Raw genomic sequence first — 22597 nt, 5'->3', positions numbered from 1 at the left:
GTGCCGATTGCATCGAAACGCCAAGTCGCAAGAGGGTATTCGCCATCAGCCAACGAGCGCAACGTTCTCATAGTGCATACCGGGTTTGTTCCAGTTTGACGAGTGCCCTCGGGATGCTTTGTCGCCTTTTGCCCGCTCCGGTGGGCGACATGGCGATCGAAACAGACCGAGACACATGCGGACCGCAGGTAGCTTCTTTCTGCTATCGGATCGCACGTGACCCAACTGGGCCGGGTTTCGAGCCCGGCCCACCTTTTCACGCGGGCAACTGACGCTCGTTTGGGGGCGGTCGTTCCAGGGCGTGGCGGGAACGGACGATCCTGGCGGCACGCGCCGGGTTCATGCCCTCCTCCGGCCTTTCCTTCGGGGAACTCGCGAGAGGGGCTTGGAAAGCCGGGAACCTGGAAACCTTGGGCCTTGGCAAACCGGTATGCGGCAAACCGGGATGCGGCAAACCGGGATGAAATACCGCAGGAAAGAAAAGAGGCACCTAAGAGAAAGAGGCACCTATGGGCCGCCGGGCAGGCACTCACAGGGCGGGCGCTCAGAAGAGTACGCGCTCGCAAGGGGGCTGTCGCAAGGGGTCTGTCGCAAGGGCCGCCAAGCGGCTCTGCCGCAGGCATGGCGCGCGATGAGTACGCGGCGCGGCACGCGGTGGGGAGCCGACGGCGAAGCCATTTGCCGCAATTGCGCGGCGGATCGGGCCAGGATGCCCGGACCGCAAATTGTGACCGGAGCATGCGACCGGACCGCGATGTGACATGCGGGACGAGTGGGTTTTGAGATCGCTTGCGAGCGACGTTGATTGAGGCAACGGGGCCAGCATTGGCACGGGAGGGTCTTGCGCCCCGGCGCCGCAATTTTTAGCCAGGCGGCAACAGTCATTTGATGCGAGACTAGTCCAGATCTTTCAGGAGATCGCCGCCCATCCGCTTGCGGGTGGGCGGCTTTTTCTCTTGCGCGCCCGCCTTGCCGCACGGGGTCTCGGCTCCCCTGCGCGCAGGACACGCGGCCGGCCCGCCGTGCCCCCGCGCTCCTCACCGGCCAGCCAGCCATCGCGCGGCCGCTTCGCGCTCCCGGGCAGAAACCGTCGCTCGGCCAATCGGTTGCCTTTCGACGGCCTGACCATCGCGCCGCGCCCCGGGCAGAAACCGGTTTGCCTTTTTCCGCGCACTCGGCGACCCTCGCACCCTCGCATCCCCTCCCCGGAGCCTTTTGCATGGACTGGACGTCTCTCCTCTCGAGCCAACGCCTGTGTCAGGCCGACTACAAGGCGCAGGAAGGCCGGTCGATCTTCGTGCAGGATCACGACCGGATCGTCTTTTCCGCCCCCTTTCGTCGGCTGGCGAACAAGACCCAGGTCCAGCCGCTCTACGAGCACGACCATGTGCACCACCGCCTGATTCACTCCATCGAGGTCGGCAGCGTCGGCCGCTCGCTGGCGATGCAGGTCGGCCAATGGCTCGCAAAGCGCGACCAGATCCCCTCCGATGCGGTGCACAGCCTGGCCGACATCGTGCAGGCGGCCTGCGTCGCCCATGACATCGGCAATCCGCCCTTCGGCCATTCCGGCGAGGAGGCGATGGGCACCTGGTTCGCCGAACGCTTCGCCGCCGGGCACGGTCTTTTCGCTGACATTCCCGCCGGACTGCGGCCCGAGTTCGAGGCCTTCGAGGGCAACGCCCAGGGCTTTCGCATCCTGACCCGGCTGGAGATGTACCGCGAGGACGGCGGGATGCAGCTGTCCAAGGCGACGCTCGGGGCCTTCTCCAAGTATCCGGTGACGGCGGCCGTGCGGGCGACCGTCACGGGCGACGGACCCGCGCCCTACGTCGGCTTGAAGAAATTCGGCGTCTTCGAGGCCGAACGTGCGCGCTTCGAGGAGGTCGCGCGCACGCTTGGCCTGCCGGAGGAACGCGCGGAAAACGGCTCCTGGTGGCGCCGGCATCCGCTAGTCTTCGTGGTCGAGGCGGCCGACGACATCTGCTACGGCATCGTCGATCTGGAGGACGCCTTCACCACCGGCGAGCTGTCCTTCGACACGGTGACCGGCCTGCTCGCCCAGCTGTGCGGCGAGATCAAACGCGACCTCTCCACCTATACGCAGGCCGAGGTGATCGCCTATCAGCGCGCGATCGGCATCGGCAAGGCCATCACCGCCTGCGCCGAGGCCTTCACCGAGAATTACGAGGCGATCATGGCCGGCACCTTCTCCCGGGATCTGGTGTCGGCGAGCCGGCTGGCACCGGTCTTCGCGGAGATCAAGCGCGTGTCCGGCCAGCGCATCTTCACCGCGCAGCGCAAGACGGAGCTGGAGATCTCCGGCCGGCGCACCATCGCCAATGTGATGGACGGCATTCTCCCGGTCTACGAGGATCTGGCGGCCGCCGGCTGGCGGGCGGACAGGCTGAACGGCCACTCCGAGCGGCTGATCCGCGCGCTCGATCTCGATCTGCGCGGGGTCGACGACGCGCCGTCGGCGCTGCATGCGCTCGCCGATTTCACCTCCGGCATGACGGACCGCTACGCCCTGCGCATCTCGCGCATGCTGTCGGGCACCTGATCGCGCCGCCGGCCTCCCGCGCGTTTCCTTCGGCGGCAAATCGGATTAAGCAGGGCCGTGAACAGAGGGACTGGCCATGAGCGCGCTACCGCCGATCGACGTTTCCGACCTGCGGGTTCTCGTCTCGCTGGCCGCCGAGCATCATTTCGCCCGCGCCGCGCAGGCCTGCAACCTGTCGCAGCCGGCGCTCTCGGCGCGCATCCGGCGCATGGAGCAGGCGCTCGGCACGCCGCTGGTCAAGCGCGGGCACCGGTTTCTCGGCTTCACCGAAGCCGGCGAACGGGTGCTCGCCCGCGCCCGGCGGGTGCTCGCCGATCTCGACGGCCTGGCGCAGGACGTGACGGGCGGCGCGGAACTCGCCGGTCGCCTGCGTCTCGCCGCCATCCCCAGTGCCGCGCCGCTGGCCGGGCGACTTGCCGCAGCCCTCGGCGCCCGTCATCCGCTGCTGGAAACCGTCTGCACGAACCTGTCGTCGCGGCGGATCGAGATGGGCCTCAACGACTTCAGCGTGGACGCGGGGCTGACCTATCTCAACAACGAGCCGCTTGCCCATGTCGACACGCTGCCGCTGATGCCGGAGCGCTACGCTCTGGTCAGCGGAACGCCCTTTTCCGACGACGCCACGCAGGACGGCGGCGGGCCCATCGGCTGGGCGCAGGCCGCCCGCTGGCCGCTGGCCCTGCTGACCCCCGACATGCAGAACCGCCGCATTCTGGACCGCGCCTTCGCCGAGGCCGACGCCCGTCCGCAGGTGGTGTTCGAATCGACCAGCTTCCTGTCGATCCTCGGCCGGCTGCGCCCGCCCGACACGCCGATCGTCGCCATCCTGCCGGCGCTGATCGTCGAGCAGCTCGACACGCGCGGCCTCCACGTGCGCCCGCTCGCCCCGATGAAGGTGCAGCCGGTGATCGGCCTCGTCGCGCCCAAGCGCGAGCTGCACCTGCCCTCCACCTCCGCGCTCTGGCGCGTCGCGGCCGAGATCGCCGAGGGAGCCGGCGGGGACTTGATAACCTGACGTGATCACCACATCGCCAATCGCGATTTGATTTCGCCCGCCGCGCACCGTCCCCTTTCCCGATCAGGGCACGAAGCGAAACGGACGGACGATGCTGGGTGGAAGTCGGGGACCGCGCGGCGGCGTGGGCGTGGTGGACGCGGAACGCGGCAAGGGGCGACGGGCCGCACGGGTCAAGGGTCGGGCGCTGGACGAAGCGGCGCAGGCGGAGGTCGTGCGCGCGATCGGCCCCGGCGCACGCCGGCGCGATCTCCTGATCGAGTATCTTCATCGCCTTCAGGACACGTTCGGCGCCCTGCATGCGCGCCATCTCAAGGCGCTCGCCGACGAGATGCGCCTGTCGGAGGCCGAGGTCTTCGAGGTCGCGAGCTTCTACCACCATTTCGACATCGTGAAGGAGGGCGAGACGCCGCCGCCGGAGGTGACCATCCGGGTGTGCGATTCCCTGTCCTGCATGATGGCCGGGGCCGAAACGCTGATCGCCGAGCTGGAGCGCGGCGCGGACCCGGATGCGGTGCGCATCGTGCGCGCCGCCTGTCAGGGGCGCTGCGCGGAAGCGCCGGCCGCCCAGGTCGGCCGCAACGAGATCGGCCACGCAACCGCGGACACGCTGCTCGCCGCCGCGCGCGCCAGGGACACGGGGCCGCGCATCGTCGAGGGCAAGCGGCTCGACGCCTATCAGACCGAGGGCGGATACGCGCTTCTACGGGCGTTTCTGGACGGCACACGCACCGCCGACGATGCCATCGCGGCGCTGTCGGATGCCGGCCTGCGCGGGCTTGGCGGCGCGGGGTTTCCGGCCGGGCGCAAGTGGTCCATCGTGCGCTCCTACCCCGGCCCCCGGCTGATGACCATCAACGGCGACGAGGGCGAGCCCGGCACCTTCAAGGACCGGCTGTTCCTGGAACAGGACCCGCACCGCATGCTCGAGGGTGCGCTGATCGCCGCCCATGTGGTGGGCGCGGAGCGCATCTATCTCTACATGCGTGACGAATATCCCGGCGTGATCGAGGTGCTGCGCCAGGAGCTCGCCGCGCTGGCCGCGAGCGGGCTGACCGATCATGCGCCGATCGAGCTGCGGCGCGGGGCCGGCGCCTATATCTGCGGCGAGGAAAGCGCGATGATCGAATCGATCGAGGGCAAGCGCGGCCTGCCCCGCCATCGCCCGCCCTATATCGCGGAAAAGGGTCTGTTCGGCCGCCCCACGCTCAACCACAACGTGGAAACGCTCTACTGGGTGCGCGACATCCTGGAGCATGGGCCGGAGCGCTTCGCCGGGCACGGCAAGGACGACCATTCGGGCCTGCGCTCCTTCTCCGTGTCGGGCCGGGTCAAGAATCCCGGCGTGCGGATCCTGCCGACGGGCAGCACCACCCGCGAGATCATCGAGGCCTGCGGGGGCATGGCCGAGGGGCATGAGCTCGCCGCCTTCCTGCCGGGCGGCGCGTCGGGCGGCATCTTCCCGCCCGCCATGGCCGATCTGCCGATGGATTTCGGCACCTTCGAGAAGCACGGCGGCTTCATCGGCTCGCATGCGGTGGTGATCCTGTCGGACAAGGACGACCTGCGCGCCGCCGCCCTCAACCTGCTGCGCTTCTTCAAGCATGAAAGCTGCGGGCAATGCACGCCGTGCCGCGCCGGCACGGAAAAGATGGTCGCCATGCTGGAGGCCGGCGACTGGGACGGCGCGCGCCTCGGCGACCTGGAGCAGGTCATGCGCGACGCCTCGATCTGCGGCCTCGGCCAGGCGGCCAGCAATCCGGTCCGCTCGATCCTCACCTTCTTTGCACACGGGAGCGCCTGATGCGCGACGCCGACACACCTTTGATCCCCTTCACCCTGGACGGCAAGACCGTCGAGGCGCGGCCCGACGAAACGATCTGGCAGGTCGCCAGGCGGCTTGGCACGTCGATCCCGCATCTGTGCCACAAGGAGGCGACCGGCTATCGCTCCGACGGCAACTGCCGCGCCTGCATGGTCGAGATCGAGGGCGAACGGACGCTGGCCGCCTCCTGCATCCGCAAGCCGGCCGAGGGCATGGTGGTGCACACGGCCTCGGAGCGCGCGGAGAAATCCCGCGAGATGGTGTTCGAGCTGCTGATGGCCGACATGCCGGCGCGCGCCGACGCCCCCGATCCGGACGCGGACTTCTGGATCTGGTCGGACAAGGTGGGCGTCGAAGCCTCGCGATACCCGACGCGCTACACGGACGACGCCACAACCGGTCACGGCGAGATCCGCGCCGAGCGGCTGGATGTCTCTCACCCCTCCATCGCGGTCAATCTGGACGCCTGCATCGCCTGCGGCCTGTGCGAGCGCGCCTGCCGCGAAGTGCAGGTCAACGACGTCATCGGCATGGGCTATCGCGGCGGACAGGCGCGGCCCGTCTTCGACCTGTCCGATCCGATGGGCCTGTCGACCTGCGTCGCCTGCGGCGAATGCGTGCAGGCCTGCCCCACCGGCGCACTCCTGGAAAAGAGCGTCATGGACGCCGATGCCCGGCGCAAGGTGGTCACCGCCGACCGCACCGTCGACACGCTCTGCCCCTTCTGCGGCGTCGGATGCCAGACCACCGTCCACGTCAAGGACGACCGGATCGTCAAGGTCGACGGCCGTAATGGCCCGGCCAACGAGAACCGGCTCTGCGTCAAGGGTCGCTTCGGCTTCGACTATATCGCCCACCCGCACCGGCTGACCAGGCCGCTCGTGCGCCGCGACGACGCGCCGAAGCGCGGCGACATGATGATCGATCCGGGCAATCCTTTCGAGGTCTTCCGCGAGGCCACCTGGGAGGAGGCTCTGGAGCGCGCCGCCGGGGGGCTGAAGACGATCCTCGACGATCACGGCGGATCGGCGCTCGCCGGCTTCGGGTCGGCCAAGGGCTCCAACGAGGAGGCCTATCTCTTCCAGAAGCTGATCCGTCAGGGCTTCGGCACCAACAACGTCGACCATTGCACGCGGCTGTGTCACGCGTCCTCCGTCGCCGCGCTGATGGAGGGCGTCGGGTCCGGCGCGGTCTCCGCCCCCTTCATGGCAGCGGAAGAGGCCGATTGCATCATCGTCATCGGCGCAAGGCCGACGCAGAACCACCCGGTCGCCGCGACCTATCTCAAGCAGGCGGCCAAGCGCGGCGCGACGCTCGTCGTCATGGACCCGCGCGGGCAGGACCTGATGCGTCACGCGACCCATTCGCTGCGCTTCACGCCGGGCACGGACGTGGCGATGCTCAACGCCCTCTTGAACGTCATCGTCACGGAAGAGCTTTACGACCGGCAATATGTGGACGCCCATGTCGACGGGTTTTCCGCCCTTTGCGAGAAGGTCAGGGACTTCACGCCCGAGGCGATGGCGCCGGTGTGCGGGATCGATGCCGAAACCTTGCGCGCGGTGGCGCGCGCCTATGCGACAAGCCCGCGCTCGATCATCTTCTGGGGCATGGGCGTGTCGCAGCATGTGCATGGCACGGACAACGCCCGCTGCCTGATCGCGCTCGCCCTCGTCACCGGTCAGGTGGGGCGTCCCGGCACCGGCCTGCACCCCTTGCGCGGACAGAACAACGTGCAGGGCGCCTCCGACGCCGGCCTGATCCCGATGGTCTTTCCCGACTACAAGCCGGTGGAGGACCCGGAGATCCGCGCGGCGTACGAAGACGCCTGGGGGCGCACGCTCGACCCCGCGCGCGGTCTCACCGTGGTGGAGATCATGGACGCGATCCACGACGGCACGATCCGGGGCATGTACATCATGGGCGAGAACCCGGCGATGTCCGATCCCGACCAGATCCACGCCCGCGCGGCGCTCGCGAAGCTCGACCATCTGGTGGTGCAGGACATCTTCCTGACCGAAACCGCCTGGCATGCGGATGTCGTGCTGCCGGCCTCCGCGCATGCGGAAAAGCTCGGCACCTTCACCAATACCAACCGTCAGGTGCAGCTCGGCCGTCCCGCCGTGCCGCCGCCCGGCGAGGCGCGCCAGGACTGGGAGCTGATCGTCGCGCTGGCGCGGCGCATCGGGCTCGACTGGAACTACGCCCACGTCGGCGAGGTCTACGAGGAAATGCGCGAACGCATGCCCTCGCTCGACAACATCTCCTTCGACCGCATCCTGCGCGAGGAGAGCGTGACCTATCCGGCCGAAGCCGAGGACGCGCCGGGCTCGGAGATCCTGTTTGCGAACGGTTTCCCGACCGCCTCCGGGCGCGGGCGGATCGTCCCGGCCGACCTGGTGCCGCCGGACGAGATGCCCGACACCACCTATCCGCTGGTGCTGACGACGGGCCGTATGCTGGAGCATTGGCACACGGGCGCGATGACCCGGCGGGCCAGCGCGCTGGATGCGCTGGAGCCCGAGCCGATCGCCGCCATGCACCCTTCCGAAATCCGCGAACGCGGCCTGACGGCGGGCGAGGCGATCACGGTGACGACCCGACGCGGCGCCATCACCGCCACCTTGCGCGCCGACCGCGACGTGGCGCGCGGCATGGTGTTCGTGCCCTTCTGCTTCTTCGAGGCGCCGGCCAACCGGCTGACCAATCCGCAGCTCGACCCCTACGGCAAGATCCCGGAGTTCAAGTTCTGCGCCGCCCAGGTCGGCCCGGCCGGGGGGCACATCGCGGAAGCCGCCGAATAGCCGACCCGCAGCGCTGAAACGAAAACGCCCCGGTCTTGCGGCCGGGGCGGTTTTTTCATGCGGCATGAAGATGCGTCCAGGCGACGCCGTGTCGTCTCGATCAGGCGGCCGAGCGGGTGCCGGTGCCCTCGTCCTGGCGGACGCTGATGGTCTCGATCTCGCGGAAGAACTCGCGGATTTCGTCTGCGAGCCCCGTCGACTGGGTCCTCAGGCTCTCCGAGACCTTCAGGAAATCCTCCGCCGCCGCGCCCGTCTTGTCGATGGCACCGCTCACGCTGGAGACGCTGCGCGACAGGGTCTGGGTTCCGGTCGCCGCCTGCTGGACGTTGGCGGAGATTTCGCGGGTTGCCGCCCCCTGCTCCTCGACGGCCGCCGCGAGCGCCGCCGTCAGGCTGTCGATCTCGCCCACGGTGGAGGAAATGCTGCGGATGGCATCCACCGCCTTGGTGGTGCCGGTCTGCACCTCGGTGATCTGCGCGGCGATGTCTTCCGTGGCCTTGGAGGTCTGGCTGGCCAGTTCCTTCACTTCCTGCGCGACGATGGCGAAGCCCCGCCCCGCCTCGCCGGCGCGGGCCGCCTCGATGGTTGCATTGAGCGCCAGGAGATTGGTCTGTTCCGCGATGGCCTGGATGAGACCGATCACGTCGCCGATCTTCTGGGCGGCGCTCGACAGGCGGCCGACCTCGTCGGAGGCGCTGTCCGTGGTGGTCGCGGCCCGGCGCGCCACATCGGAGGCGCCGGTGATCTGGCGGCCGATCTCCTCGATGGAACTCGACAGCTCTTCCGCCGCCGAGGCGACGGTCTGCACGCCGACGGAGGTCTGCTCGGAGGCGGCGGAGGCGGAGACGGCCTCGCTCGACGCGGAGCCGGCCACCTCGGACAGGACGCCGGCGCGATCCTGCATCGTGTCGGCCGTCTGCGCGACGGCGCCCAGGGTGCGGTCGACGGTCGCGCGGAAGCGCTCGAAGGCGGCGTTCATGCGCGCATTGCGCTCCGCTTCGCGCTCGATCAGCATCGTCTGGTAGGTGGAGATCGCATAATCCAGATCGAGCATCGTCGCCTTGGTGATCGCATCGACCGCACGGGCCGCACGGGCGGGCGAAAACCGGAACCGGGCGATGACGACCCGGGTCAACGCCGACATCACGTGCTGATAGCCCGCGATGTACCAGCGCGGCTCGAGGCCGATGCGTACATGCGCGCGTCCGATTCGATTGATGCTCGCAACATAGTCGGCATCGAAACCCGACGTGAAGAGTCGCTTCCAGTGCTTCTTCTGGGCCGATTCCAGAGAGCTTTGACGATCGCCCACCATGGCCTTCATGCGCGGGTCCTTGCGCAGATGATCGTAGAACCCGGCAAGGATACCATCGAGGCTCGGTTCGATGAGCGGCCAGAGCTTGCGCAATTGCGCACATGTTTCTTCATCAATGCCCGCGAACGCGAGGCGACTTTCCTGACCGGAATCATCTGTCTGCGACATGGTGACCTCCAAAAAATTGCAGGCCGGCAGCATGCGTCGTTTGGGTTACAAATCCGCTAACGACAATCGATGGATACCATCTAATTCTTCATAACTGCATGTTTTACCAAGAGTAAGATCTCAGATCGATGCAACTTGAAACAGAAAACGAATCTCGCTGAGAGGAACTTAAGGACTTCGGGTTACAAGTAAAACAAACCAAGGGCAGTTGACAACACGCCAAAGGCGTCAGCGCTTTTTCGAGCAATCCGGACGAGGGCAGAAACGGCGACACCGCGCAAGCAATTGTCAGATTGCACAGGGGTCGTCGCGGGGCATCTGTAACTTTACGTAGCGACCGTTGGACTGCCGGTCCGGCGTCCGGCCTGCCGTCTTTCGCGTGCGCTCGCCGCGCCACGGCGGGCCGTCCGTGTCGTCGGATTTCGCACCGGGGACGTCAAGACGGTGCAACGGGCCGGAGACGGCGGGAGAGACTGGCTGGGGCGGCAGGATTCGAACCTGCGAATGACGGTACCAAAAACCGTTGCCTTACCACTTGGCGACGCCCCACCGTGGGCGCGTATATAACGAGCGTGCCGCCCGCGTGCAAGCATTGGAGCCGTTTGTCTCCACACGTTCGCGGGATGTCGCGGGAGGCAGCGGCTGGCGGGGATGTCGCGGCCCGCGTCGCCGCCGCCACGCGGCGCCCCCTCCGTTTCGGTCCGCGCCTTTCGCTCATCCACAGAAAGCTCGCTCAGCGAACGCAAAAGCCGTGATCGACAGGGTTGCGGAGTTTCGAGGGGGGTGATATGAACCCGCCCACATCAGCGATCGGTGCTGCCTTCCCGAGGCAGATTGCCCGCCAGACTTGGCAGCAAACCCTGAGATCGCCGGCGTCGGAGTGTAGCGCAGCCTGGTAGCGCACCTCGTTCGGGACGAGGGGGTCGCAGGTTCAAATCCTGCCACTCCGACCATTCTTTTCAGATCCCCCTAGATTTTTTTCAGATCCCCTACATGTCTTCCGGCGCGCCAGACCGGGCAGCAACCCGCGCCCCATTGCGCCCCGAGCCGCATGCCCCTCCCCCGCGTCCGGCCGATACGGGCAGCGCCGTACCAAGCCACCACACACGACACCCCCCCGATTAATGGCTCGAAACCGCCATCGGTCAGGACAAGGAGACGGGATGGCTGCGCTCGCGACGGTGACGGCCTGGCAGGCAAAAACGCACGATGTGCGCCCCCCTTGAAAAGCGCACATTTTGCGCTTATCTTTTCAAGTGAACGATGGCCTTGCCCCGGCCGACCGCTCCGGTGGGCGCCGTTCTTTTGGGCGGCTGCCGCGGAACTCCGGTCCGGCAACCGACCGGCCGCGCGACAGCGCAGGCGGAGGGCACAGACACAGGAAACCGCACTCATGACGTTGCAAAACGCCCGCTCCATGCTTGTTCAGCATCGCCAGGACTACAATCGCGACCGTCTCGGCTGGTTGCCGGCACGGCTCTACCGCCTGTTCGCCGACGCCAGGCCGAAAGCGCGCGGCTGACGCGCGGCCCCGGAAGCCGAAAGGCATGGCGCGCGCGATGGAGCGGACCGCGCCGCGCTCACCGGCCCGACAAGCTCACCGGCCCGACAAGCTCACCGGCCCGACAAGAATGAGCGGACCGCCGGGCTGGCGCCTCCGCCCACCATCCGCCCCGCGACACGCCTCTCTCATACCGACCAGTCCCGCAGGACCGGCGCCGTGCGCAGGGATGCGACGGCGTCGAGCCGGGCCAGCCGGTCGCGCAGGTCTTCGAGATGGTCCTGCGAGCGACAGCGCACGAAGAGCGTCATGTCGATATCGCCGGCAATCGACCAGCAGCCCATGAGTTCCGGCCAGCCGCGCACCGCCGCATGGACGGCCTTGCAGAACGGACGGTGCAGGGTGAGGTGGAAGAAGGCGCCGACGCCATCGGGCAACTCGGTCGCCGGCTCGGCGACCTCGATCGTGTAGCGAAGAATGATGCCGCGTTCGCGCAGCCGCTCCATGTGCTCCTTGACAGTGGTGCGCGAAACGCCGAGCCGAAGCGCAAGCTCGGTCTGGGATCGACGTGAGTCCTCGCGCAGCAGCGCGAGAAGAAGCCGATCCAGCCGCGACACTGCGGCCGCGCCAAGCTCCGAAGCCTGTTCCCCGTCGTGCTCGCCGCCCAACCGCGCCCCTCCCCGACCGCCCCAATCGACGCACCGCACACGCGCGATCCTGTGCCGAAGTGTGCATTTCGAAGGGCGATCCGTCAATTTGCACGCTACCATCCCGCACACTACGCGCTCAAGATGCAAAGCCACCGGAGCGGAGCCATCGCCGGAGAGAGGGAAACGCAAGCCATCGTCGCGGGCCCGGCCCGGACCTTCGGATGCGGCGCTCCGGGTGCGGCGCTCCGGGTGCAGTGCCTTGAGCGACGTGCCTCGGATGAACCGCAATGACGCCAGGCGGGACCGGGCGCGTCCCGGCGATGGACCGCAGAGTGGACCGCTTCAGAACCGCGAGGGATGCCCGAAGCATATGCCAGACTTAGCCACGAAAGACACACCCCGGAGCTCGCCAAACCGAACGGTGGGCCCCGCGCCGGGCGATCCGCCGATCCCGACCGCGCTGGCGCGCCCGCTCAACCGAGCGCTGTTCGAGAACGATTTCGATCGGGCGCTGGACCTGATCGCGACCCATATGAGGGACAAGGGTCTCACAGTGTCCCGGACAACCCGGGATCGCATTCCCGTGGCCGAAGACGGCGCTCGCCGAAAGTCGAGACCTCGCCCGTAAGGGCCTGGCCGGACGCGGGCAAAGCGTCCAGAGGCATCCAGAGGCTGAGCTGCAACGACGACTGTGACAGAAGGCTGTGATAGAGGGCTGTGACAGAAGGCTGTGACAGAAGGCTGTGACAAGGGACGCCCCTCACGGCCCGCCATGCGGCAGCCCGAGGCGGTGCGTTGCGGCAGGCCGAGACCGATGTCGGGACACCCCGAGCGCGCGATCGGGCGAGGATCTTGCGCGGGCGCCGGCATCCGCCTCTCGCGGCGTCAGCGTGTGTATCAGGCGTGAAAGCCCACCGCCGCGTTCGCGAGTTCGACGCCTTCCGCGGCATCGGTGGCCAGGAAGTCCGCCCCCACCGCATCGAAGACAAAAGGAGCCGCCGCCACGCCGGCACCGCCGACACAGATCTTGAGATCCGGATTGCAGGACACGGCCCGGGCGCGCTCGACCGCCGTGGCGACATCGCCGGCAATGGCCGAGATCCCCACGGACAGGCCGAAGAGATCGAAGGGGTCGCGCTGCAACTCCCCGAAACAGGCGTCCAGATCGCCGTTCTCGCCGGCCCGGCTGACCTGCCACCCGGACTGGCGGAACACCGATTCCACGATCTGCAGGCCAAGCGCGTGGTTGTCGCCCGGCATGCGGGCCAGCAGCATGCGCGCCTCCGCCTCGCCGGGATTGATCGCCTCGCCGTCGCTCATCATCAGATGCCGCTCGGCATAGGCCTGCGAGACGCTGTTGAACAGAAGGGCGATGCGCCCGGACGCGAGCGTGATGTCGAGAAAGGTCGCCTCCTCGCGCGACCAGCGGCCCCGCACGCAGGCGCAAAGCGGCATGAGAACGCTGCGATAAACCTCCAGAAACGGCCGGTCGAACGCCATGATTTCGGCGACGATGCCGTCGAGCCGCATTTCCTGTGGCGACAGCACATCCTGCGTGAGACGGGACACGATCATGGGCCAGGGATCTCCGTGCGACACCGCACCGCCCTGGAGAGCATGACCCGTACCGGATGTCGTCACACATCGGTCCCCGGGCGTATCCCCGTGAGACCTCGCCGTGCCGACCGCCTCATCGGTCATCGTCTCGGGCGCTGACGCGCGGCGGATCATCTCCGCCGTGACAGTGCCCTGAATGGCGCGTTTGAGCAGTCCTCGATTTACATTCGACCGACCCGCAGCCCCACCTGCAGACTTTTCGTCTGTCTCAATGGCATTACAGGCTATTATCCCCAGCAGGCCGTCCGCACACGTCGGATGATCGGCCATTGGTCCTCCCGCGGAGGGTAATTTTCGCAATCAATAGAATACCCCCCGACCTTTATGCTGTTGCAAAAAGCGAATGCCGGCAAGTCAACAATCAGAACAAGAAGTGAAGCGCCTTTTCCATTTTCAACGTAAGGGAAAGAACGCAGGCATTTACTTTCATAAAACCGAAAGTGTCTTGACGTCCCGAGCGGCATCCGCGCCCTGCAACCCCTGTATCGCCGACAGCACCTTGCAGACGATGTGGCGTGCGTTCAGTCCCGCCTCCTCGTACATGGCTTCGGGCGAGGCCTGCTGGATGAAGCGGTCCGGCAGCGTCATGGTGCGCAGGGCGGTGCGCCCGTCGAGCAGGTTTTCCTCCGCGAGCGTTTGCAACACCAGCGCTCCGAAGCCGCCGCTCGCGCCCTCCTCGATGGTCACGAGCACATCGTGCTCGGCCACCAGATCGCGCAGGAGCGCCACGTCGAGCGGCTTGGCGAAGCGCGCGTCGGCGACCGTTGTCGACAGGCCGCGCTGGTCGAGCCGCTCGGCGGCGATCAGGCATTGGCCGAGACGGGCGCCGAAGGACAGCAGCGCGACGGTGCGCCCCTCGCGCACGATCCGGCCCTTGCCGAGCGCCAGCGGTTCGCCGCGTTTGGGCAGGCGCACGCCCGTGCCCGATCCGCGCGGATAGCGAAAGGCGATCGGCCCCGCGTCGTGGCGGGCGGCCGTGGTCACCATATCGACCAGTTCCGCCTCGTCGGCGGCCGCCATCACGGTGAAACCGGGCAGATTCGCGAGATAGCCGATATCGAAGGCGCCGGCATGGGTCGGCCCGTCCGCCCCCACCAGCCCCGCGCGGTCGATCGCGAAGCGCACGGGCAACCCCTGGAGCGCCACATCGTGCACGACCTGGTCGTAGCCGCGCTGCAGGAAGGTGGAATAGATGGCGCAGAACGGCCGCATGCCGCTGGCCGCCAGACCGGCGGCGAAGGTCACCGCATGCTGTTCGGCGATCCCGACGTCGAAACTGCGTTCCGGAAAGGCCTTGGCGAAACGGTCGACCCCGGTGCCGGCCGGCATGGCGGCGGTGATCGCGACGATACGCTCGTCGCGTTCGCCCTCCGCGACAAGCGCGTTGCCGAACACCGAGGTATAGCTCGGCGGCGCCGGCTTGGAGGGCGCCAGCTTGCCGGTCACGGGATCGAACTTGGAGACGCCGTGATATTTGCACTGCGCCGTCTCGGCGGGGCGGAAGCCCGCCCCCTTCTTGGTCACCGCATGCAGAAGCACGGGGCCGTCGGCATTGGCGCGCAGGGTGCGCAGCAGGCGCACGAGATCCTTCACGTCGTGCCCGTCCACCGGCCCGAGATAACAGAACCCCAGGTGATCGAACATCGTGTAGCCGGACATCAGACCCTTGGCGAGATGGCGGGCGCGCTCGGCGCCCTCGCGAAACGGCTGGGGCAATTGCGCGGTCGCCTGTTTCACCAGATCCTTGAAATCTCGCATCGGCTGGCGCGCGCACAAGCCGGTCAGATAGGTCGACAGGGCGCCCACCGGCGGCGCGATCGACATGTCGTTGTCGTTGAGGATCACGATCATGCGCTTGCCGGCCGCCCCGGCGTTGTTCATCGCCTCATAGGCCATGCCCGCCGACATCGCGCCGTCGCCCACGACGCAGACGACGTCACCGACATCGGCGCCGAGATCGCGCGCAACCGCAAAGCCGAGACCGGCCGAGATCGAGGTCGAGGAATGCGCGGCGCCAAAGGGGTCGTAGACGCTTTCCGCGCGCTTGGTGAAGCCGCTCAGGCCGCCCTCCTGGCGCAGGGTGTGCATGCGCTCGCGGCGTCCGGTCAGGATCTTGTGCGGGTAGCACTGATGGCCGACATCCCAGATCAGCTTGTCGCGGGGGGTGTCGAAGACGGCGTGGATCGCAACGGTCAGCTCCACCACACCGAGGCTGGACCCCAGATGCCCGCCGGTGCGCGACACCGTGTTGATGGTCTCGCGTCGCAGCTCGCGGGCAAGCGCGGCCAGCTCGGCATCGCTGAAGCGCTTCAGATCATCGGGAGATGTCACCCTGTCCAGCAGGGGCGTCGGCGTGTTGAACTCGTTTGCCGCAACCATATCCGGCTCCTCCCTCTCGACGGGCCGAAGTCCGACCCTGAAGCGGCGGGCCGAAAGCGGTCGCATAAGCGCCCGTCAGCGCCCGTCGCTGCCTCTCATCTTCAACCCGACAATAGTAATTGTAAACTTCTTTTTACACTCCATCTGTCCATTTTATGTTACACTTTCTCGTGCACGGCAGATGAGGCACCGCGGCCCGACCGCGTCCGTACTGCTGCGCATGGAATTGCAATCGACACCGGAGTGTCGCATCTTGTTGACACTCGCTGTCGCGTTTGATTGACGCCTTGCCGGGAGAAAGCAATGTCTCCGCCGTTTCCGTTTTCCGCCATCGTCGGCCAGGACGAGATGAAGACCGCCCTGTTGATGTCGGCGGCCGACCCCACGCTTGGCGGGGTGCTCGTCTTCGGCGACAGGGGCACCGGCAAATCGACCGCCGTGCGCGCGCTCGCCGCGCTGCTGCCGGAGATCAGCGCCCGCACAGGCTGCGCGTTCAATTGCGATCCAGCCCGCCCGACCGACATCTGCCCGGTCTGCCGGCCCGGCGCCGGCAAACGCCGCCCGCGCGCCGCGAAACGACCCACACCCGTGGTCGATCTGCCGCTCGGCGCGACGGAGGACCGGGTGTGCGGCACGCTCGATCTCGAGAAGGCGCTGACGACGGGCGAAAAGGCCTTCGAACCGGGTCTGCTGGCGCGCGCCCATCGCGGCTTTCTCTATATCGACGAGGTGAACCTGCTGGAGGACCATCTGGTCGATCTCCTGCTCGATGTCGCCGCGTCGGGGGTCAACGTGGTGGAACGCGAGGGCCTGAGCGTGCGCCATCCGGCCCGCTTCGTGCTGGTGGGCAGTGGCAATCCGGAAGAGGGCGAATTGCGCCCGCAGCTGCTCGACCGCTTCGGCCTGTCGCTCGACATCGCCTCGCCCCGGGAGGTCGCCCAGCGCGTCGAGGTGGTGCGCCGGCGCGAGGCCTACGAGCGCGACCCGCAAGCCTTCGCCGCCGCCTGGGCGAAAGAGGACGCACGGGTGACAGCGCAGCTGCGCAAGGCGGCGAAGGCGCTCGCCGCCATGGAAACCCCGACGGAGGTGCTGGAGATGGCGGCGACGCTCTGCCTCAGGCTCGGCGTCGATGGCTTGCGCGGCGAACTGACCCTGGTGCGCGCCACGCGGGCCCGCGCGGCGCTCGCCGGCCGAAGCGCCCCCACGCCCGACGACGTGGTGTCCGTGGCGCCGATGGCCCTGCGCCATCGGTTGCGCCGCGACCCGCTGGACGAGGCCGGCTCCACCGCGCGGGTTGCGCGGGCGATCGACGAGGTCTCCTTCGCGGTGGCCGGCCATGCCTGACGGGTCGGGACCGCCGGGCCGTTTCCGCCCCGATGGCGAGACCGGCGGACTGCCGCCCGGCGGCGCCGGACCCGCATCAGCCCCTGCCGCCTGGGCCGATGCCCTGCTGGCCGCCCGCGTCCTGAGCGTCGGCGGGCCGTCCCTTGCCGGCATTCACGTGCGCGCCCGCTGCGGCCCCGTGCTCGACGCCTGGCTGGAGCGGTTGCGGCGCATGCAGCCGCCAGAAGCGGCCTGGCGCCGCCTCGCCTCCACCGTGCCGCCGGCAGGTCTCACCGGCGGTCTCGATCTCACCGAAACGCTGGCGCGCGGCCGTCCCGTGCGGGCGCGCGGCGCGCTTGCCGCCTGCGATGGCGGACTGCTGGTGCTCGCCATGGCGGAGCGCACGGAAGCAACCGCCAGCGGCATCCTCGCCGCCACGCTCGACACCGGCCGCACCGACGACGACCGGCCGGCGCGCTTCGCGCTGGTCGCCCTCGACGAGGGCGCGGAGGCCGACGAGGGGCTGCCGCCGGCGCTCGCCGACCGCCTGTCGCTGCGCCTCACGCTCGATGCCATTTCCCTGTCCGACGCGATGCGCGGCGAGCTCGAGGTTCCGCCCGCACCGCGCCGCGACTGGCACACGGTTGCCCTGCCCGACGAGTTGCTGAACGCGTTGGTGGCGGCAACGGCCGACGCCCCGGCCGCGCGCTCGCCGCGCCGGGCGCTGGCGCTGTCGCGTGTGACCCGCATTCTGGCCGCGCTGGACGATGCGTCCGAGGCGACACCCCTCCATGCGGCGACCGCGCTGCGTCTGGTCTTCGGCCTGCCGCCGGAGACCGCTTCGTCCGAGCCGGAAACCGCTCAGGATACGGCGGAGGCCGACGCGGACCCGCCGCCGGACACACAGCCGGATGCGCCCCCGCCCGACACGCCTCTACAAGACAGCCCCCCGCCCGAAACCGAGTCCGGGGACGAACGGCAGATGTCGCCGGAGGATCTTCAGGACATGCTGGTCGCGGTGATGACCGGGCATGGGCTCGACCGGTCCGCGCTGGATGCGCTCGGCGGCGGCGTCACCCAACGCGGGACGGCGGGCAAGTCCGGCGCCGAACGCAAGGGCGCCACGCGCGGGCGCGCCATCGGCATCGGCACCCGTCCCGTCCCGGCGGAGGCCCGGCCGAACGTCACCGCCACCCTGCGCGCCGCAGCGCCCTGGCAGCGTCTGCGCCGGGCCGCGCGCGACGCCGCCGGGCGACCCGCGACCACGCCGATCCTCATCACGCCGTCCGACTTCCGCTATCTGCGCCATCGCCACCGGACCGAGACGACCGCCGTCTTCGCCGTGGATGCCTCGGGCTCCACCGCCATCGACCGGCTCGGCGAGGCCAAGGGCGCGATCGAACTGCTGCTCGCCGACTGCTACGTGCGCCGCGACCAGATCGCCCTGATCGCCTTTCGCGGACGCGACGCGGAGGTGCTGCTGGAGCCGACCCGCTCGCTCGTGCGCGCCAAGCGCAATCTCACCGGTCTGCCCGGCGGCGGGCCGACGCCGCTTGCCCACGGGCTGCAACGCGCGCTCGATCTCGGCCTCCAGATCCGGCGCAAGGGGCAAAGCCCGCTCCTGGTACTGTTCACCGACGGACGCGGCAACATCGCGCTCGACGGCAGCGCGGATCGCGCGGCCGCCCGCGCCGATGTGGAGCGTCTCGCCCGCCAGGGCGCGGCACTCGGCCTCAAGAGCCTCGTGATCGACATCGCCCGGCGGCCGCGCGACGACGCGCGCAGCCTCGCGCAGACGCTTGGCGCCGACTACCGCCCGCTGCCGCGCGCTGACGCGGCCTCCGTCTCGCGCCTTGTTTCCGGTTATCTCAAGGAGGCGCCCGGATCATGATCGGCACGCGCGCCAGCAACCGCCCGGACTGGGCGCGGGAAGGACAGGCCTGGCCCAACCGCGCGGCCAGCCGCTTCGTGCGCGAAGGGCGGATCCTGTGGCACGTCCAGCGGATGGGCGACGCGGGCGCCCCGGCGCTCCTGCTGGTGCATGGAACGGGCGCGGCGACGCATTCCTTCCGCGATCTGATGCCGCGACTGGCACGCAGTTTCCAGGTGCTCGCGGTGGACCTGCCCGGCCACGGCTTCACCGATGCGCGCGGCACCGAGGTTCTGACACTGCACGGCATGGCGCGGGCGGTGAGCACCCTGCTGGATCATCTGGAGGTGGCGCCGGTCGCGGCGGCCGGACATTCGGCCGGCGCGGCGGTCGCGATCCGCATGGCGCAGACAACGGGCTTTTCGCCGTCCCATCTCTTCGGCTTCAACGCCGCGCTGGAGCCGATCCAGGGCAACGCGCTGTTCCAGCCGATGGCGCGCCTGCTTTTTCTCAACCCGCTGACGCCGCGCGTCGTCGCCTGGCGGGCGGGCTTCGGCGATCTCGGCCGCACGCTGCTGTCGGCGACGGGCTCGCGCATCGATGCGGCGGGGCTTGCCGGCTACAACCTGCTCTTTTCCAACCGCGCCCATGTGCGCGGCGCGCTCGGCATGATGGCCCATTGGGACCTCGCGCCGCTGCAGCGCGAGCTTCCCGCCCTGACCGTTCCGCTGACGCTGATCGCCGCCGAGGACGACCCGATGGTACCCGCCGCCGTCTCGCGCAAGGCGGCCGCGCGCGCCGGGGCCGGCGACTATGTCGGCATCCCGCACGGCGGCCATCTGCTGCATGAAACCGATATCGAGCCCATCGCCCGGCTGATCGAAGAGCGCTGCGGCGCGGCGAGCGCGCGGGCGCCGCTCGACGCCCGGTCCGCCTGATCGTTTCACCTGATCGCCCCGCACGCCGTGAAAGGCACCCTACCATGACCGTTCACTCCCGCCCGACGCTTCCGGATCCCGCCACCGACAGCCGGCCGCAGGCGGTCGTCATCGGCGCGGGCGCCGGAGGGCTGGCCGCCGCGATCCGGCTGGGCGCGCGCGGCTACCGGGTGACGGTGCTCGACCGGCTCGACGCGCCGGGCGGACGGGCGAGCGTGTTCCGCCAGGACGGCTTCACCTTCGACGCCGGGCCGACGATCATCACCGCGCCCTTCGTCTTCGAGGAACTGTGGGCGCTGTGCGGCAAGCGCATGGGCGATCACGTGACCCTGCGCGAGCTCGACCCCTGCTACACGATCCGCTTCGACGACGGCGAGACCTTTCGCTGCTTCGCCGACGCGGACGCGATGCGCGCCGAGATCCGCCGTTTCCGGCCGGCGGAGCTTGCCGGATACGAGGCCTATCTGGCGGAGAGCAAGCGCTGCTACGACACCGGCTTCGTGGAAATGGTGGACCGGCCGTTCCTGTCGCTCGCGAGCATGGCGAAGGCGCTGCCGGATCTGATCAAACGCCGGGCCGAGCGCTCCGTGCATGCGCTCGTGTCGAAGCACATCGGCGACGAACGGCTGCGCATGGCGCTGTCGTTCCATCCGCTCTTCATCGGCGGCAACCCCTTGCGCGTCAGCGCGGTGATGAGCCTCATCTCCTATCTGGAGCAGACCTATGGCGTGCATTACGCCATGGGCGGCACCGGCGCTCTCATGAGGGGCATGGCCGATCTGGTCGAGGGCCAGGGCAACCGGCTGCGCATGAACGCCGATGTGGCCGAAATCCTGGTGCGCGAGGGCCGGGCGACCGGCGTGCGGCTCGCCGACGGCGAAGTCCTGCCGGCCGATATCGTCGTCTCCAATGCGGATGCGGCCTGGACCTATGGCAAGCTGATCGCGCCCGAGCATCGGCGACGCTGGAGCGACCGCAAGCTGGAACGAATGGCCTATTCCATGAGTCTCTTCGTCTGGTACTTCGGCACCAACCGGACCTATCCGCACGTGCCGCATCACACGGTGATGATGGGTCCGCGCTATCAGGGGCTGCTCGCCGACATCTTCGACCGCAAGGTGCTCGCCGAGGATTTCAGCCTCTATCTGCACAACCCGAGCGCCACCGACCCGAACGTCGCCCCGCCGGGGTGCAATTCCTTCTACGTGCTCTCGCCGGTGCCCAATCTCGACGGCGACATTGACTGGGAGACGATGGCCGAACCCTATCGGCGAAGAATCGCCGCCCATCTGGAGCGCACGATGCTGCCGGGGCTGTCGGAGGCGCTGGTGACCTCGAAGATCATGACGCCGCTCGATTTCCAAAATCGGCTTCTGGCGCACAAAGGCGCGGCCTTCAGCATGGAGCCGCGCCTCACCCAGCTGGCCTGGTTCCGCCCGCACAACGCGAGCGAGGACGTCGACGGTCTCTACCTGGTGGGGGCCGGCACGCATCCCGGCGCCGGTCTGCCCGGCGTGGTCTCCTCCGCCAAGATCCTGGACAAGGTGGTGCCGCATGCAGCCGAACGGGTCTAACGTTTTCGCGCTTTCCGGGGCCGACCGGGCCGCCTGCCATCGGGCGATCCGCACCGGCTCCAAGTCCTTCTACGCCGCCTCGCTGCTGCTGCCGGCGCGCATCCGTCTGCCGGCGCGCGCGCTCTATGCCTTCTGCCGCTCCACCGACGATCTCGTCGACGAGGCCGGCGCGAAAACCGGTCACACACGGCGCGCGACCGACGTGCTGCGCGAACGGCTCGACGCGATCTATCGCGGCACGCCGGGCGATCAGATCTGCGACCGGGCCTTCGCCGCCGTGGTCGCCGCCCACCGCATCCCCCGCGCCCTGCCCGAGGCGCTGATCGAAGGTTTTGAATGGGACGAGGAGGCGCGCGTCTACCACACGCTCGACAATCTCGGCGGCTATGCGGCGCGCGTGGCCTCGACCGTCGGCGTGATGATGAGCGTGATCATGGGCGTGCGCGACCGCCATGTGCTGGCGCGCGCGGCCGATCTCGGGCTCGCCATGCAATACACCAACATCGCCCGCGATGTCGGCGAGGACGCGCGCAACGGGCGGCTCTATCTGCCGCGCGTCTGGCTCGCGGAGGAAGGCGTCGACGCCGAGGCTCTGCTGCGCGATCCCGCCCCCTCGCCCGCGCTCGCGCGCGTGGTCGAGCGGCTGCTCGCCGCCGCCGACACCCACTACGCGCTCGCCATGACGGGGATTTCCGGCCTGCCGCTCGACTGCCGCGCCGCGATCGGAAGCGCGGCGCTGATCTATCGCGACATCGGCCGGGTGATCGCGCTAAACGGCCACGACAGCGTGACGACCCGCGCCGTCACCTCGCGCCAGGCCAAGATCCGTCTGTTGATGGCGGCCGGCGCGATCCCCTTCCGCCGGCTCGCCGTGGCCGAGGATGCCCCGGCGCCCGCCACACGGTTCCTGGTGGAGGCGAGCGCGCTGCCCGACCGGCCGGCGGAGATCAAGGGCTTCGACGCCAAGCTCGGCCGGGTGCTGGAACTCCTTGCCGCGACCGAGCAGCGCGAGCGCGCCGTGACCGCCACCGCGCGCGGGCGCAGCTAGGAGGCGC

14 protein-coding genes and 2 tRNA genes are annotated in these 22597 nt (G+C 68.7%); 11 read left to right on the top strand and 5 right to left on the bottom strand.

Going from position 1 to position 22597, the window contains the following annotated elements:
- Positions 1–1219 precede the first annotated feature (1219 nt).
- From dgt to fdhF, 4 genes are all read left to right on the top strand, one after another.
- Positions 1220–2563, top strand: a complete 1344-nt coding sequence (dgt, locus tag ABL312_RS03540) for a dGTP triphosphohydrolase (protein WP_349359999.1) — start codon at positions 1220–1222, stop codon at positions 2561–2563.
- A gap of 76 nt (positions 2564–2639) precedes the next feature.
- Positions 2640–3578, top strand: a complete 939-nt coding sequence (locus ABL312_RS03535; RefSeq protein ID WP_349359998.1) for a LysR family transcriptional regulator — start codon at positions 2640–2642, stop codon at positions 3576–3578.
- A gap of 91 nt (positions 3579–3669) precedes the next feature.
- Positions 3670–5382 carry an NAD(P)H-dependent oxidoreductase subunit E gene (locus ABL312_RS03530; protein WP_349359997.1) on the top strand — a complete coding sequence of 571 codons (1713 nt, stop codon included), beginning with the start codon at positions 3670–3672 and terminating at the stop codon, positions 5380–5382.
- Positions 5382–8207, top strand: a complete 2826-nt coding sequence (fdhF, locus tag ABL312_RS03525; protein ID WP_349359996.1) for a formate dehydrogenase subunit alpha — start codon at positions 5382–5384, stop codon at positions 8205–8207. The genes ABL312_RS03530 and fdhF overlap by 1 nt, the downstream gene beginning before the upstream one ends.
- Before the next feature lie 100 nt (positions 8208–8307).
- Here the strand turns inward: fdhF and ABL312_RS03520 are convergent, their stop codons facing one another.
- On the bottom strand, positions 8308–9690 hold the full coding sequence (locus ABL312_RS03520) for a globin-coupled sensor protein (RefSeq protein WP_349359995.1): 1383 nt from the start codon (positions 9688–9690) through the stop codon (positions 8308–8310).
- Between the two features lie 474 nt (positions 9691–10164).
- Positions 10165–10239, bottom strand: a tRNA-Gln gene (locus ABL312_RS03515).
- A gap of 327 nt (positions 10240–10566) precedes the next feature.
- Between ABL312_RS03515 and ABL312_RS03510 the strand changes: the two genes are divergently transcribed.
- Both ABL312_RS03510 and ABL312_RS03505 read left to right on the top strand, forming a co-directional pair.
- Positions 10567–10643: transfer RNA gene (locus ABL312_RS03510), tRNA-Pro, on the top strand.
- A 440-nt stretch (positions 10644–11083) separates the two neighbouring features.
- Positions 11084–11212, top strand: coding sequence for a hypothetical protein (locus ABL312_RS03505; protein ID WP_349359994.1), 129 nt, complete (start codon positions 11084–11086; stop codon positions 11210–11212).
- A 167-nt stretch (positions 11213–11379) separates the two neighbouring features.
- Here the strand turns inward: ABL312_RS03505 and ABL312_RS03500 are convergent, their stop codons facing one another.
- The 3 genes from ABL312_RS03500 to dxs all read right to left on the bottom strand — a co-directional run bounded on the left by ABL312_RS03500 (position 11380) and on the right by dxs (position 15837).
- Positions 11380–11859 (bottom strand): Lrp/AsnC family transcriptional regulator, encoded by a 480-nt coding sequence (locus tag ABL312_RS03500; RefSeq protein WP_349359993.1) that lies wholly within the window; start codon positions 11857–11859, stop codon positions 11380–11382.
- A gap of 879 nt (positions 11860–12738) precedes the next feature.
- A complete protein-coding gene (locus ABL312_RS03495; protein WP_349359992.1) occupies positions 12739–13416 on the bottom strand; it encodes a cobalamin-dependent protein in 678 nt (225 codons plus the stop codon).
- Positions 13417–13884: 468 nt separating this feature from the next.
- The gene (dxs, locus tag ABL312_RS03490; protein ID WP_349359991.1) at positions 13885–15837 is read right to left on the bottom strand and encodes a 1-deoxy-D-xylulose-5-phosphate synthase; all 1953 of its coding nucleotides are present in this window, start codon (positions 15835–15837) and stop codon (positions 13885–13887) included.
- 303 nt (positions 15838–16140) lie between these two features.
- Here dxs and bchI point away from each other — a divergent pair, with 303 nt between their 5' ends.
- Genes bchI through ABL312_RS03465 form a run of 5 tightly spaced genes read left to right on the top strand, consistent with a single transcriptional unit; the run spans position 16141 to position 22590 of the window.
- Positions 16141–17181: a magnesium chelatase ATPase subunit I gene (gene bchI / locus ABL312_RS03485; protein WP_349359990.1), complete on the top strand. Its 1041-nt coding sequence runs from the start codon at positions 16141–16143 to the stop codon at positions 17179–17181.
- Positions 17174–19051 carry a VWA domain-containing protein gene (locus ABL312_RS03480; protein WP_349359989.1) on the top strand — a complete coding sequence of 626 codons (1878 nt, stop codon included), beginning with the start codon at positions 17174–17176 and terminating at the stop codon, positions 19049–19051. Before bchI ends, ABL312_RS03480 begins: the two co-directional genes overlap by 8 nt.
- Positions 19048–19968 (top strand): alpha/beta fold hydrolase BchO, encoded by a 921-nt coding sequence (bchO, locus tag ABL312_RS03475; RefSeq protein WP_349359988.1) that lies wholly within the window; start codon positions 19048–19050, stop codon positions 19966–19968. Before ABL312_RS03480 ends, bchO begins: the two co-directional genes overlap by 4 nt.
- Positions 19969–20012: 44 nt before the next feature.
- Positions 20013–21542, top strand: coding sequence for a phytoene desaturase (locus ABL312_RS03470; RefSeq protein ID WP_349359987.1), 1530 nt, complete (start codon positions 20013–20015; stop codon positions 21540–21542).
- Positions 21523–22590 (top strand): phytoene/squalene synthase family protein, encoded by a 1068-nt coding sequence (locus ABL312_RS03465; RefSeq protein WP_349359986.1) that lies wholly within the window; start codon positions 21523–21525, stop codon positions 22588–22590. Before ABL312_RS03470 ends, ABL312_RS03465 begins: the two co-directional genes overlap by 20 nt.
- Positions 22591–22597 lie beyond the last annotated feature (7 nt).

It is taken from the genome of Stappia sp., assembly GCF_040110915.1.
GTDB lineage: Bacteria > Pseudomonadota > Alphaproteobacteria > Rhizobiales > Stappiaceae > Stappia.
Note: the sequence above shows the minus strand (reverse complement) of the source record. Positions and strands in the feature narration are given on the sequence as shown.